Source organism: Pseudomonas sp. TE3-3-F2023, from assembly GCF_036784815.1.
Taxonomy (GTDB): Bacteria; Pseudomonadota; Gammaproteobacteria; order Pseudomonadales; family Pseudomonadaceae; genus Aquipseudomonas; species Aquipseudomonas pudica.
The window spans coordinates 64861-78174 of sequence record NZ_CP145113.1 but is presented as its reverse complement, the minus strand read 5'-3'; the positions used below and the strand labels follow the sequence as shown (position 1 = coordinate 78174).

Below are 13314 nucleotides of genomic sequence, written 5' to 3'. Positions count from 1 at the left end.
CCTTTCACTCTAGTGATGAACCAGCATGCCGGTCAGCCAGTAGGCCTGGATCAGGGTGATCAGGCCGACGATGGTGGCGAAGAACAGGCTGTGCTTGACGGTGAAGCGGAACAGGTCGGATTCCTTGCCAACCAGGCCGGTGGCGGCGCAGGCCACGGCGATCGACTGCGGCGAAATCATCTTGCCGGTCACGCCGCCGCTGGTGTTGGCTGCTACCAGCAGAGTGTCATTGACCCCGATCTGGTGCGCGGTGGTGGCCTGCAGCGAGCTGAACAGGGCGTTGGACGAGGTGTCGGAACCGGTCAGGAACACGCCCAGCCAGCCGAGGAATGGCGAGAAGAACGGGAACGCGGCACCGGTACCCGCCAGCACCAGCGCCATGGTCGAGGACATGCCGGAGTAATTGGTGACGAAGGCGAAGGCCAGCACCATGCCGATCGACAGGATTGGCCAGCGCAGCTCCCAGAAGGTTTCCTTGAAAGTGGTCAGACCAGTTTTGAAGTTGATCTTCAGCACGGCCATGGAGATCAGCGCCGAGAGGAAGATCGCGGTGCCGGTGGCAGAGATCGGGTCGAGCTTGAACACCGCTGGCATGGCGGTTGGCGCGGCGACGATCGGTGCGGTCTTGATCACCAGTTGGTCGAGGTGCGGGATGGCGAAGTTGAACACGAAGTTGTACATCGCGCCGCCTGGGGCGAACGCTGCCTTGAACGGTTTCAAGGTCCAGATGGTGACCAGCACGGTGAGGATCAGGAACGGTGACCAGGCCTTGAAAATTTCGCCAAAGCTGTAGGGGCTTGGCTGGCTGCCGCTTGGCTGAACCACGGCGGCGCCGACGCTGCCTTTGGCTTCGGCGAACGAACGCTTGGGCTGCCAGACTTTCAGGAACAGGGTCAGGGCGATCAGGCTGGCCAGGGCCGAGGTGATGTCCGGCAGCTCCGGGCCGATGAAGTTCGAGGTGAAGTACTGGGTGACGGCGAAGCTCAGGCCGGCGACCAGGGCGGCAGGCCAGGTTTCCTTCACGCCACGCAGGCCGTCCATCATGAACACCAGCCAGAACGGCACGAACAGTGACAGCAGCGGCAGCTGGCGACCGGTCATGGCGCCGATGTGGAAGGCGTCGATGCCGGTGACCTGGCCGGCCACGATGATCGGGATACCCAGGGCGCCGAAGGCCACTGGCGCGGTGTTGGCGATCAGGCACAGGCCAGCGGCGTAGAGCGGGTTGAAACCCAGGCCCACCAGCAGCGCGGCAGTGATTGCCACCGGTGCACCAAAGCCGGCCGCACCTTCCAGGAAGGCGCCGAAGCAGAAGCCGATCAGCAGCACTTGCAGGCGCTGGTCATCGGTAATCGACAGCACCGAACTGCGGATCACTTCGAACTGGCCGCTCTTGACCGTGAGTTTGTACAGGAACACCGCGGCAACGATGATCCAGGCAATCGGCCAGAGGCCGTAGAGGAAGCCATAACCCGCAGCGGCGAATGCCATGTCGACAGGCATCTGGAAGGCGAAGATGGCCACCAGGATCGACAATGCGAGGGTGATGCTGCCGGCCACGTGGCCTTTGAGGCGGAATACGGCGAGGGCGAGGAAGAAGAAGACGATGGGAATGACCGCCGCCAGTGCGGACAGGCCAAGACTACCAAGCGGGCTATAGATTTGTTGCCAGGTTTGCATATGGGGTGGCCCCTAATTGTTGTTGGTCAGGCACTGGCATTGGATAATTGGTAAGACCAATTTACAATGGCTGGGCGCTAGGTTAAAAGCGTCTTCGTGGGTGTGTCAATTTGTCCCGTGCAAAACTTTGGTCGTGTGCCGATGAGCGGGCGCCTGGTGGGCCGGGAAAATCGTCACCTGGTGGGTGTTTGCGCGATCTGGATCGGCGAGAATAGACGCCCCCTGAAATCTGCCGGGGGTTTGTGGAGAGCATGTGATGGTTTTTGATCAGGTCCGCCAACGGCGCCTGTCCGACGACATTGTCGATCGGTTGGAAGGGATGATTCTGGAAGGCACGCTGACCTCGGGGCAGCGGTTGCCGGCCGAGCGTGTCCTTGCCGAGCAGTTTGGTGTGTCCCGCCCGTCACTGCGTGAGGCGATCCAGAAGCTGGTGGCCAAGGGGCTGCTGGTCAGCCGCCAGGGTGGGGGCAATTTTGTCGCCGAGTCGCTGGGGTCAACGTTCAGCGACCCGTTGCTACAGCTGCTCGAGCACAGTGCCGAGGCGCAGCGTGACCTGCTCGAATTCCGCCATACCCTGGAGGCGTCCTGCGCCTACTACGCGGCCCAGCGCGCGACCCAGCCGGACCGGGCGCGGCTGAAGGCGGCGTTCGATGCGCTGCAGGACTGCTATGCGAGGGCCGATGAGGTGACTCGCGCAGAGGAGGGCGCTGCCGATGCGCGCTTCCATCTTGCGATTGCCGAAGCCAGCCATAATGCCGTGCTGCTGCACACCATTCGGGGCTTGTTCGACCTGCTCAAGCGCAATGTAGTGACCAACATCGGTGGCATGTACCAGCAACGCACCGAGACCCGGGACATGCTGATCAGCCAGCACCGGGAGCTGTACCTGGCGATAGTCGAGGGCAGGGCGGAGGATGCGCGGGAGGTGTCCAGCCGGCACATTCTGTATGTGCAGGAGGTGCTGGAAGAGGCGCATGAAGAAGCGCAGCGAGTGGCGCGGGCGGAGCGGCGTAGCGGGCGTTGAGATTTGTACTGGCAGTGCTGGCCTCTTCGCGGGTAAACCCGCACCCACAGAGACTGCACCGAATCTGAACTCAGTGTTAATCCAGTGGGAGCGGGTTTGCCCGCGAAGAGGCCGGAACAGGCTAAAGAAGAGGTATTACTCTTCCTTGCCCTTGTTCCGCACTGCCCGCTGCAGCTCGCGGTTGGAATCGCGCTCGCGCATGGTGTCGCGCTTGTCGAATTCCTTCTTGCCCTTGCCCAGTGCGATTTCGCACTTGATCAGGTGCTTGCTCCAGTACAGCGCCAGGGCCACGCAGGTGTAGCCCTTTTGCGCCACGGCCGCTTCCAGTCGCTCGAGCTCGCGCTTGTTCAGCAACAGCTTGCGAGTACGGATGGGGTCGGCGATGACGTGGGTGCTGGCCGTGGTCAGCGGGGTGATGTGGCTGCCGAACAGCCAGGCTTCACCGTCCTTCAGCAGCACGTAGCTGTCAGTCAGGTGCGCCTTGCCGGCTCGCAGGCTTTTTACTTCCCAGCCGGACAGGACCAGCCCGGCCTCGAACTTGTGTTCGATGAAGTAATCGTGTCGCGCCTTCTTGTTTTGCGCGATGGTCCCGGTCGGATGTTTCTTTTGTTTAGCCATAGGGGCGGCATTATAGGCAGTCGCCGCGTCGTCGGCTATGGGATTTCGGTGTGCTTGAGCCACTGCAATGAATACCGGACAATACAGCCCCTGTCTTTGCGGCAGAACCTGTTTTCGGCGCGCTGCGAAGCGCCGCCACCCAGCCTTGGAAGTGACGCCTGGATGACTACCCATATTCAACGCTCCGCCCTGCTGCCATACCCTGCCCAGGCGCTTTACGATCTGGTCAACGATGTGGCCAGCTATCCGCAGTTCCTGCCTTGGTGCTCGGCCTCGACGGTGATCGAAGCCAGCGACACGCACATGCGCGCCAAGCTCGAAGTGGCCAAGGGCGGCATGAGCCAGCACTTCGTCACTCGCAATGTACTGGTGCCGGGGCAGTCCATCGAGATGAACCTGGAAGAAGGGCCGTTCACCCAGCTGCATGGCCTGTGGGTGTTCAAGCCGTTGGGTGACAAGGCCTGCAAGATCAGCCTGGACCTGTCGTTCGATTATGCCGGCCCGCTGGTGCGCGCGACCCTGGGTCCGCTGTTCAACCAGGCGGCCAATACGCTGGTGGATGCGTTTTGCCAGCGTGCCAAGCAGTTGAATGCCTGACTGAAAAAGCGGCAACAAAAAGCCCGGACCAGGTCCGGGCTTTTTGTTTCTGCTCGCCGCTTATTGAGGCGAGGTTTCCAACGGCGCTGGAGTCGGGACCGGGGTGGTCTCGATGGTGTCGATCTCGCGCTGGATGGATTCTTCCACCGAGCCTGGCTTGGCCGGTTTTTCTTCAGGCTGCACGGTTGGCTGCTCTGCCTGGTTGGCCGGGCTGACCGTGGTGTCACTGCTGCCGCCAAGGATTTCCTGGTCGCGGCTGACGCCTGGCATGAAGTCGCCAGAAAGGCTGACCAGCTGATCGCTTTCGTTGAAGAACACACTCATGCGTTCTTGCTGGCGTTTGCCGCCGCCTGGCTGCAGGCTGTACAGGTAATCCCAACGGTTGGTGTTGAAGGTGTCCTGGATCAGCGGGTTACCCATGATAAACCTTACTTGCCGGCGGGTCATTCCGGGGCGCAATTGGTCTATCATGTCTTGCGTAACGACATTGCCCTGCTGGATGTCGATTTTGTAAACCCCGGGAAACGAGCAACCGGCGAGTGCGAGCAGTCCCACTAGGGTGAGGCTGGTTAGCAAGAGCTTGGTGTTTTGCATCGGTGGGCGACTTCCACTATCTTGGCTGGACAACGTAAACCCCGATCATACCCGTATTAAGAGAAGCTGCGAAGCAGCATCGGCGAGAAAGCTGACCATGGTTGAAAATAGCGAATTGCGCAAAGCCGGTCTCAAGGTGACCCTGCCTCGAGTCAAGATCCTTCAGATGCTCGACTCCACCGAGCAGCGTCACATGAGCGCCGAGGATGTCTACAAGGCGCTGATGGAGGCTGGCGAGGACGTGGGCCTGGCCACCGTCTACCGCGTACTGACCCAATTCGAAGCGGCGGGTCTGGTGGTTCGCCACAACTTCGACGGCGGTCATGCGGTGTTCGAACTGGCCGATGGCGGTCACCACGACCATATGGTCAACGTGGATACCAGTGAAGTCATCGAGTTCATGGATGCCGAGATCGAGAAACGCCAGCGCGAAATCGTGGCCGAGCATGGCTACGAGCTGGTAGACCACAATCTGGTCCTGTACGTGCGTAAAAAGAAGTAACGATTTCTTATCGTTATGAATGGCAAAGGCGACCTTCGGGTCGCCTTTGTGCTTTCTGAGGCTGAGAGCTGGGTCGTTTGTGCAGGCCTCTTCGCGGGTAAACCCGCTCCCACAGGTACTGCGGAATATCCTGTGGGAGCGGGTTTACCCGCGAAGAGGCCTGGAAAAGAAGGGTTCAGGCCTTGCCGCTCACCACCATCTTGCGCGCATGCGCCAGGGATTCCTTGGTCAGGTCTATGCCGCCCAGCATCCGCGCCACTTCCTCGACCCGCTCGCGTTTGCCCAGGTTGGCCACGGCGGTATGGGTAGTGTCGCTGTTGCGCACCTTGTGCACGAACAGGTGGTGATGCCCTTGTGCCGCCACCTGCGGCAGGTGAGTAACGGTTAGCACCTGGCCGCGTTCGCCCAGGCGGCGCAGCAGTTGACCGACGATTTCGGCAGTAGGCCCGCCGATACCGACGTCGACTTCGTCGAACACCAGGGTGGGAATGCGCGAGGTCTGCGCGGTAATCACCTGAATGGCGAGGCTGATGCGGGACAGTTCGCCACCTGAAGCCACCTTGGCCAGGCCTTTGAGCGGTTGGCCGGGGTTGGCGCTGACGAGTAGTTCGATCTGCTCCAGGCCATGAGGCGAAAGGTCTGCTCCCTCATTGGGTGTAAGTGCGATGCAGAAGCGCCCGCCGGGCATGCCCAGGCGCTGGATTTCCTGCTCGACGGCCACTGCCAGCTGCTGGGCGGCCTGCTGGCGCAGTGCACTGAGCTCGCGAGCCTTCTCTTTATAGTGCTGGGCGAAAGCGGCCAGCTCTTCACCCAGCCGCTCGATCGACTCGTCACTGGCGTTCAGGCCTTCCAGCTCTTCCATCAACTGCTGTTGCAGGTGGGGTAGTTCGGTGGGGTGCACGCGGTGTTTGCGCGCCAGCGTATAGATAGTGTCGAGGCGTTCTTCCAGTGCCTGCAGGCGCATGGGGTCGGCGTCGAAGTTGTCGAGGAAGCGGTTGAGCTCGCCCACGGCCTCCTCGACCTGGATCTGCGCGCTGGCGATCAGGTTGGCCGCTTCGCTCAGTGCCTTCGGCGAGTTGGTAGCGGCACCCAGGCGGTTGAGGCTGGAGGTGAGGGCGCTGAGCACATTGCCCGAATCGCTTTCACTGCACTGGTCGATGACCTGTCGGCAAATGCCGAACAGGGCTTCGGCGCTGGTCAGGTTCTTGTGTTCCTGCTCCAGCTGCTCCAGCTCGTGTTCGCCCAGGCCGAGGTTGTCCAGTTCTTCCAGTTGGTAGCTCAACAGCTGATGGCGGGCGCGCTGCTCATCGCCGGAGTTGGACAGGCGCTCCAGCTCCAGACGGGTCTGGTTCCAGCGCTTGGCCGCCAGCTGTACCTGGCGGGCCAGGTCGACGGCACCGGCGTACTCGTCGAGCAGGCGGCGGTGCGTGTCGGTCTTCAGTAGCGACTGGTGCTCGTGCTGGCTGTGGATATCGATCAGTAGCTCGCCCAGTGCCTTGAGATCGCCGAGTGGGCAGGGCGTGCCATTGATGTAGCCGCGGCTGCGGCCTTCGGCGGTGATCACCCGGCGCAGGATGCACAGGCCGTCGTTGTCCAGGTCGCGCTCGGCCAGCCAGGCATGTGCCTCGGGGATGTCCACCAGGTCGAAGGTGGCGAGTATGTCTGCCTTGTCCGTGCCGGGGCGAACCACGCCGCTGTCAGCCCGGTCGCCCAGCGCCAGGCCGAGGGCGTCGAGCATGATCGACTTGCCGGCACCGGTCTCGCCGGTGATGACGGACATGCCGCGGGCGATTTCGAGATCGAGGTGCTCGACGATGGCGTAGTTGTGAATGGACAGGTGCACCAGCATGGGGCGGCTCCCGAAAGGTCAGGTCTGTTTATTTATACAGTACTTTTTTCAGGCCTGCCAATGCCCCTTGGCAGATTCTGTTGCAGCCGGGAAAACCACCTTGCCCCTTGAAGCTGGTTTTTCCGGCCCCATATAGCCGTCATCCAAGGCGAGCCTGGCTCGCAGTCCACAAAATTGCGCAGGAGAGACCCCATGGCTGACGAACAGCTGAACGAGAAAGACCTAAACGTCGAAGAGACCGGTGCAGGTAATGCTGCCGACGCCCGCGTCCTGGAACTCGAGGAGCAGCTGGCCGCCGCCAAGGACCAGGCGCTGCGCGCCGTTGCCGACGTGCAGAACGCTCGCCGTCGTGCCGAACAGGATGTCGAGAAAGCCCACAAGTTTGCCCTCGAGAAGTTCTCGGGCGACCTGCTGCCTGTGATCGACAGCCTGGAGCTGGCCCTGGCGCACTCCAGTGCCGACGACGAGCACGTCAAGCAGATCCGTGAAGGTGTCGAGCTGACCCTGAAGATGTTCCAGGACACCCTCAAGCGTTACAACCTTGAAGCGGTCGACCCTCACGGCCAGCCGTTCAATCCAGAGCATCACCAGGCCATGGCCATGCAGGAAAACGCCGAAGTCGAGCCGAACAGCGTGCTGAACGTGTTCCAGAAGGGCTATCTGCTCAACGGCCGCCTGCTGCGCCCTGCCATGGTGGTGGTCAGCAAGGCGCCGAGCGCCGCGCAGCCCTCGATCGATGAAAAGGCTTGAAATCCTTCCGGGCATCCCCATCTAGGTGTCAAGCCTTCAAGTATTACCGCAGTTGGCCAAAGTAGTCGCTGCTACCAAATTCAAGTTTCGGGAGAGTTAACATGGGTAAAATCATCGGTATCGACCTGGGGACCACCAACTCGTGCGTCTCTGTTCTGGAAAACGGTAACGTCAAGGTCATCGAAAACGCCGAAGGTGCGCGTACCACCCCTTCGATCGTGGCCTACGCCAATGATGGCGAAATCCTGGTGGGTCAGTCGGCCAAGCGTCAGGCGGTCACCAACCCGCACAACACTCTGTTCGCAGTGAAGCGCCTGATTGGCCGCCGCTTCGAAGAAGATGTGGTACAGAAAGACATCAAGCTGGTGCCTTACAAGATCGTCAAGGCCAGCAATGGCGACGCCTGGGTTCAGGCCAGCGGCAAGGACATGGCTCCGCCGCAGATCAGCGCCGAAGTCCTGAAGAAAATGAAGAAAACCGCCGAAGACTACCTCGGCGAGGCCGTTACCGAAGCGGTCATCACCGTTCCGGCCTACTTCAACGACAGCCAGCGTCAGGCCACCAAGGATGCCGGTCGCATCGCTGGCCTGGACGTAAAGCGCATCATCAACGAGCCGACTGCCGCTGCACTGGCTTACGGCATGGACAAGGCCAAGGGCGACCACACCGTCATCGTTTATGACCTGGGTGGCGGTACCTTCGACGTTTCGGTCATCGAAATCGCCGAAGTCGACGGTGAGCACCAGTTCGAAGTACTGGCTACCAACGGCGACACCTTCCTTGGTGGCGAAGACTTCGACATGCGCCTGATCGACTACCTCGTGGACGAGTTCAAGAAAGAGTCCGGCATGGACCTGAAGAACGATCCCCTGGCACTGCAGCGTCTGAAAGAAGCCGCTGAAAAGGCCAAGATCGAACTGTCCTCCGCTCAGTCGACCGACGTAAACCTGCCGTACATCACTGCAGACGCTACCGGTCCGAAGCACCTGAACGTGAAGATTTCCCGCGCCAAGCTGGAATCGCTGGTCGAAGATCTGGTTACCCGTACCATCGAGCCTTGCCGCATCGCTCTGAAAGACGCCGGCATCGACGCCAGCAAGATCGACGACGTGATCCTGGTCGGTGGCCAGACCCGTATGCCGCTGGTACAGAAAGCCGTTGCCGATTTCTTCGGCAAGGAAGCGCGCAAGGACGTCAACCCGGACGAAGCCGTGGCAATGGGTGCTGCCATCCAGGGCGCCGTGCTGGCCGGTGACGTGAAAGACGTGCTGCTGCTGGACGTCAGCCCGCTGACCCTGGGTATCGAAACCATGGGTGGCGTGATGACTTCGCTGATCGAGAAGAACACCACCATTCCGACCAAGAAGTCGCAGGTGTTCTCGACTGCCGATGACAACCAGAGCGCGGTGACCATTCACGTGCTGCAAGGTGAGCGCAAGCAGGCTGCCCAGAACAAGTCGCTGGGCAAGTTCGACCTGGCTGACATTCCGCCGGCTCCACGTGGCGTGCCACAGATCGAAGTAACCTTCGACATCGACGCCAACGGCATCCTGCACGTCAGCGCCAAAGACAAGGCCACCGGCAAGTCGCAGTCGATCGTGATCAAGGCCAACTCCGGCCTGTCGGACGAAGAAATCGAGCGCATGGTGCGTGACGCCGAGGCCAATGCCGAGGAAGACCGCAAGTTCGAAGAGCTGGCCGCTGCCCGTAACCAGGGTGACGCGCTGGTTCACTCGACCCGCAAGATGGTCGCTGACGCTGGTGACAAGGTTACCGCCGAAGAGAAAGCCGCCATCGAGGCTGCCGTTGTTGCCCTGGAAGCCGCTGTCAAAGGCGACGACAAGGCTGCCATCGACGCCAAGGTCGAAGAGCTGTCCAAGGTTTCGGCACCGGTTGCCCAGAAGATGTACGCCGAGCAGTCGGCCGAACAGCCTCAGGGTGGCGCGCAGCAAGCCGAGCCGGAAGCCAAGCACGATGACGTGGTTGACGCTGAGTTCGAAGAAGTGAAAGACAACAACAAGCAGTAATCCCTGCAAGTTGTCGGCCGGTTCACCGCCGTTTGGCGGTGAGCTGGTAGGATGTCGCCGCGCGGGGGCTTGCTCCCGCGTTGGCGTATCTGGAATTCGAGAATTTTTACAGCATCTGTCAGTGGCCCTGGTGGGCATAAGGCAGGTGCTGATGGCGCGGCGCAGATGCCAGACGCCCAACAAGGTGCAAATGACCTATGTCCAAGCGTGATTATTATGAGGTACTGGGTGTCGAGCGCGGCGCCAGCGAAGCTGACCTCAAGAAGGCTTATCGCCGCCTGGCGATGAAGTACCACCCGGACCGCAACCCAGGCGACAAAGAGTCGGAAGACAAGTTCAAGGAGGCCAACGAGGCCTACGAAGTGCTGTCTGACGCCAGCAAGCGTGCGGCTTTCGACCAATACGGCCATGCAGGTGTGGACCCGAGCATGGGTGGCGGTGGCGCAGGTTTCGGTGGTGCCAACTTCTCCGACATCTTCGGCGATGTGTTCAGCGACTTCTTCGGTGGTGGGCGTGGCGGCTCGCGTGGCGGCGCCCAGCGCGGCAGCGACCTGCGCTACACACTGGAACTTAACCTGGAAGAGGCGGTGCGTGGCACCACGGTCAGCATCCGCGTGCCCACCCTGGTCAACTGCCAGCCGTGCGACGGCTCCGGTGCCAAGAAGGGCTCCACCCCGTCCACCTGCCCGACTTGTGGCGGTATCGGCCAGGTGCGCATGCAGCAGGGCTTCTTCTCGGTACAGCAGACCTGCCCGCGCTGCCATGGCCAGGGCAAGATCATTACCGATCCCTGCACCTCGTGCCACGGCGAAGGCCGTGTCGAGGAATACAAGACGCTGTCGGTCAAGGTACCGGCAGGTGTCGATACCGGCGACCGCATCCGCCTGTCGGGCGAGGGCGAGGCTGGTACCCATGGTGGCCCGACTGGCGACCTGTATGTGGTGATCAACGTGCGTGAGCACGAGATCTTCCAGCGTGACGGCAAGCACCTGTACTGCGAAGTACCGATCAGCTACACCGATGCCGCCCTGGGTGGCGAGCTGGAAGTGCCGACCTTGGATGGTCGGGTGAAGCTGAAGATCCCGGAAGGCACCCAGACCGGCAAGCAGTTCCGTCTGCGCGGCAAGGGGGTTGCCCCGGTGCGCGGTGGTGGTGCGGGTGACCTGCTGTGCCGCGTTGCGGTGGAAACTCCGGTCAACCTCAGTCGCCGCCAGCGCGAATTGCTCGAAGAACTGCGTGATTCGCTGGAAGGTGATAGCTCCCACTCGCCCAAGGCCAGTGGCTGGTTCGATGGCGTGAAGCGCTTCTTCGGCGATCTCTGACAAGGAAATGGCTATGCGACGTATTGCAGTGATGGGCGCGGCAGGGCGGATGGGCAAGACCCTCGTCGAAGCCGTGCAGCAGCAGGCACCCCAGGCAGGCCTGACGGCGGCGATTGACCGCCCGGACAGCTCGCTGGTGGGTGCTGATGCTGGTGAGCTGGCGGCCCTGGGCCGTATTGGTGTGCCGATTTCCGACGACCTGGGCAAGGTGGTCGATGAGTTTGACGTGCTGATCGACTTCACCCACCCTTCGGTAACCCTGAAGAACCTGGCGTTCTGCCGCAAGGCGGGCAAGGCCATGGTCATCGGTACTACGGGCTTCACTCCGGAAGAGAAGCAGCAGTTGGCCGAAGCTGGCAAGGAAATCCCGATCGTCTTCGCCGCCAACTTCAGTGTCGGTGTCAACCTGTGCCTGAAGCTGCTGGATACCGCAGCGCGCGTGCTGGGTGACGATGTGGATATCGAAATCCTCGAAGCGCACCACCGGCACAAGGTCGATGCGCCGTCGGGCACCGCGCTGCGCATGGGGGAAGTGGTTGCCCAGGCGCTGGGTCGCAACCTGCAGGAAGTGGCCGTGTATGGCCGTGAAGGGCAGACCGGCGCACGTGAGCGTCAGACCATTGGCTTCGCCACCGTACGTGCCGGTGATGTGGTGGGTGACCATACCGTGCTGTTCGCCGCCGAAGGCGAGCGCGTCGAGATTACCCACAAGGCTTCCAGCCGCATGACCTTCGCCAAGGGTGCCGTGCGAGCGGCACTGTGGCTGGACGGGCGTGAGCCTGGCCTGTACGACATGCAGGATGTGCTCGAGCTGCGTTAAGCAGTTGGACTGGTGTTGGCTTCTTCGCGGGCTTGCCCGCTCCCTCTGGGATAGCGCCATGCCTGAGGGCAGCGCTGTACCTGTGGGGCGTATTTACCCGCGAAGAAGCCGGCGCCGATGTCAGCCTGTCGCATTGATGTGTTTTAGAGGCACATCCGCGGTAGACCGAAAACGCACTTTTCTGTAAGCTACAGCTTTAGTGTGTCCACTAAAAGCGCGCAGCGAATTGAATTCAGCACATGAAAGCGGGGTGACGTGTCCATACGTCACTCCGCTTTTTTGCAACCTGCGATCGCCCTTTCATGCTTGATTTACGGGAGGTCTTCTTGACAAAGCCAGCCATACTCGCCCTTGCCGACGGCAGTATTTTCCGCGGTGAAGCTATCGGTGCCGACGGTCAAACCGTTGGTGAGGTGGTATTCAACACCGCTATGACCGGCTACCAGGAAATCCTTACAGACCCTTCCTACGCGCAGCAAATCGTTACCCTGACCTACCCGCACATCGGCAACACCGGTACTACTCCGGAAGACGCCGAGTCGAACCGCGTCTGGTCCGCTGGCCTGGTCATTCGTGACCTGCCGCTGCTGGCCAGCAACTGGCGTAACACCCAGTCGCTGCCTGAGTACCTCAAGGCCAACAACGTCGTCGCCATCGCCGGCATCGACACCCGTCGCCTGACCCGAATCCTGCGTGAAAAGGGCGCTCAGAACGGTTGCATCCTCGCCGGTGACAACATCAGCGAAGAAGCCGCCATCGCCGCTGCCCGCGCCTTCCCAGGCCTGAAGGGCATGGACCTGGCCAAGGTCGTTTCCACCAAGGAGCGCTACGAGTGGCGCTCCAGTGTGTGGGAACTGAAGACCGACAGTCACCCGACCATCGAAGCCGCTGACCTGCCGTACCACGTCGTCGCCTTCGACTACGGCGTCAAGTTGAACATCCTGCGCATGCTGGTTGCCCGTGGCTGCCGCGTGACCGTGGTGCCGGCCCAGACCCCGGCCAGCGAAGTGCTGGCACTCAACCCGGATGGCGTGTTCCTGTCCAACGGCCCTGGTGACCCCGAGCCGTGCGACTACGCTATCCAGGCGATCAAGGACATCCTCGAGACCGAGATCCCGGTATTCGGCATCTGCCTGGGCCACCAGCTGCTGGCCCTGGCCTCTGGCGCCAAGACCGTGAAAATGGGCCACGGCCACCACGGTGCCAACCACCCGGTCCAGGACCTGGACACTGGTGTGGTCATGATCACCAGCCAGAACCACGGCTTTGCCGTTGACGAAGCCACCCTGCCGGGCAACGTCCGCGCCATCCACAAGTCGCTGTTCGACGGCACCCTGCAGGGTATCGAGCGTACCGACAAGAGCGCGTTCAGCTTCCAGGGCCACCCTGAAGCGAGCCCAGGCCCGACCGACGTCGCGCCACTGTTCGATCGTTTCATCGATGCCATGGCCAAGCGCCGCTGAGCATCCTGCTTCAAGGCCCCGGGCCGGCTTGCGCCGCGCCCGGAAGCGCCTGACCCAGATTGTTCAAG

The 13314-nt window shown here is 61.5% G+C and carries 12 protein-coding genes; 8 read left to right on the top strand and 4 right to left on the bottom strand.

Annotated features, from left to right (window positions below):
* Positions 1 to 9: 9 nt before the first annotated feature.
* Complete coding sequence (locus tag V3314_RS00350) at positions 10 to 1680, bottom strand: lactate permease LctP family transporter (protein WP_015271872.1); 1671 nt, start codon at positions 1678 to 1680, stop codon at positions 10 to 12.
* A gap of 256 nt (positions 1681 to 1936) precedes the next feature.
* On the opposite strand from V3314_RS00350, the gene V3314_RS00345 reads away from it, so the two are divergent.
* Positions 1937 to 2704 (top strand): FCD domain-containing protein, encoded by a 768-nt coding sequence (locus V3314_RS00345; RefSeq protein WP_013974301.1) that lies wholly within the window; start codon positions 1937 to 1939, stop codon positions 2702 to 2704.
* Positions 2705 to 2839: 135 nt separating this feature from the next.
* On the opposite strand, the gene smpB is transcribed toward V3314_RS00345, so the two are convergent.
* Positions 2840 to 3322, bottom strand: a complete 483-nt coding sequence (gene smpB / locus V3314_RS00340) for an SsrA-binding protein SmpB (RefSeq protein ID WP_013974300.1) — start codon at positions 3320 to 3322, stop codon at positions 2840 to 2842.
* A 162-nt stretch (positions 3323 to 3484) separates the two neighbouring features.
* On the opposite strand from smpB, the gene V3314_RS00335 reads away from it, so the two are divergent.
* Complete coding sequence (locus V3314_RS00335) at positions 3485 to 3919, top strand: type II toxin-antitoxin system RatA family toxin (RefSeq protein WP_046613141.1); 435 nt, start codon at positions 3485 to 3487, stop codon at positions 3917 to 3919.
* A 60-nt stretch (positions 3920 to 3979) separates the two neighbouring features.
* Here V3314_RS00335 and bamE read toward each other — a convergent pair whose 3' ends face one another.
* Complete coding sequence (gene bamE / locus V3314_RS00330; RefSeq protein WP_085599585.1) at positions 3980 to 4513, bottom strand: outer membrane protein assembly factor BamE; 534 nt, start codon at positions 4511 to 4513, stop codon at positions 3980 to 3982.
* Between the two features lie 97 nt (positions 4514 to 4610).
* Between bamE and fur the strand changes: the two genes are divergently transcribed.
* A complete protein-coding gene (gene fur, locus V3314_RS00325; protein WP_012274258.1) occupies positions 4611 to 5015 on the top strand; it encodes a ferric iron uptake transcriptional regulator in 405 nt (134 codons plus the stop codon).
* 175 nt (positions 5016 to 5190) lie between these two features.
* Here fur and recN read toward each other — a convergent pair whose 3' ends face one another.
* Complete coding sequence (recN, locus tag V3314_RS00320) at positions 5191 to 6864, bottom strand: DNA repair protein RecN (RefSeq protein ID WP_135002628.1); 1674 nt, start codon at positions 6862 to 6864, stop codon at positions 5191 to 5193.
* 192 nt (positions 6865 to 7056) lie between these two features.
* Here recN and grpE point away from each other — a divergent pair, with 192 nt between their 5' ends.
* The 5 genes from grpE (at position 7057) to carA (ending at position 13246) form a co-directional block, all read left to right on the top strand.
* Positions 7057 to 7614: a nucleotide exchange factor GrpE gene (gene grpE, locus V3314_RS00315; RefSeq protein WP_025340709.1), complete on the top strand. Its 558-nt coding sequence runs from the start codon at positions 7057 to 7059 to the stop codon at positions 7612 to 7614.
* A 101-nt stretch (positions 7615 to 7715) separates the two neighbouring features.
* The gene (dnaK, locus tag V3314_RS00310) at positions 7716 to 9641 is read left to right on the top strand and encodes a molecular chaperone DnaK (protein ID WP_135002627.1); all 1926 of its coding nucleotides are present in this window, start codon (positions 7716 to 7718) and stop codon (positions 9639 to 9641) included.
* 197 nt (positions 9642 to 9838) lie between these two features.
* Positions 9839 to 10963, top strand: coding sequence for a molecular chaperone DnaJ (gene dnaJ / locus V3314_RS00305; protein ID WP_025340707.1), 1125 nt, complete (start codon positions 9839 to 9841; stop codon positions 10961 to 10963).
* 13 nt (positions 10964 to 10976) lie between these two features.
* The gene (dapB, locus tag V3314_RS00300; protein ID WP_046613137.1) at positions 10977 to 11783 is read left to right on the top strand and encodes a 4-hydroxy-tetrahydrodipicolinate reductase; all 807 of its coding nucleotides are present in this window, start codon (positions 10977 to 10979) and stop codon (positions 11781 to 11783) included.
* A 326-nt stretch (positions 11784 to 12109) separates the two neighbouring features.
* Positions 12110 to 13246 (top strand): glutamine-hydrolyzing carbamoyl-phosphate synthase small subunit, encoded by a 1137-nt coding sequence (carA, locus tag V3314_RS00295; protein WP_025340706.1) that lies wholly within the window; start codon positions 12110 to 12112, stop codon positions 13244 to 13246.
* The last annotated feature ends 68 nt before the right edge of the window (positions 13247 to 13314 follow it).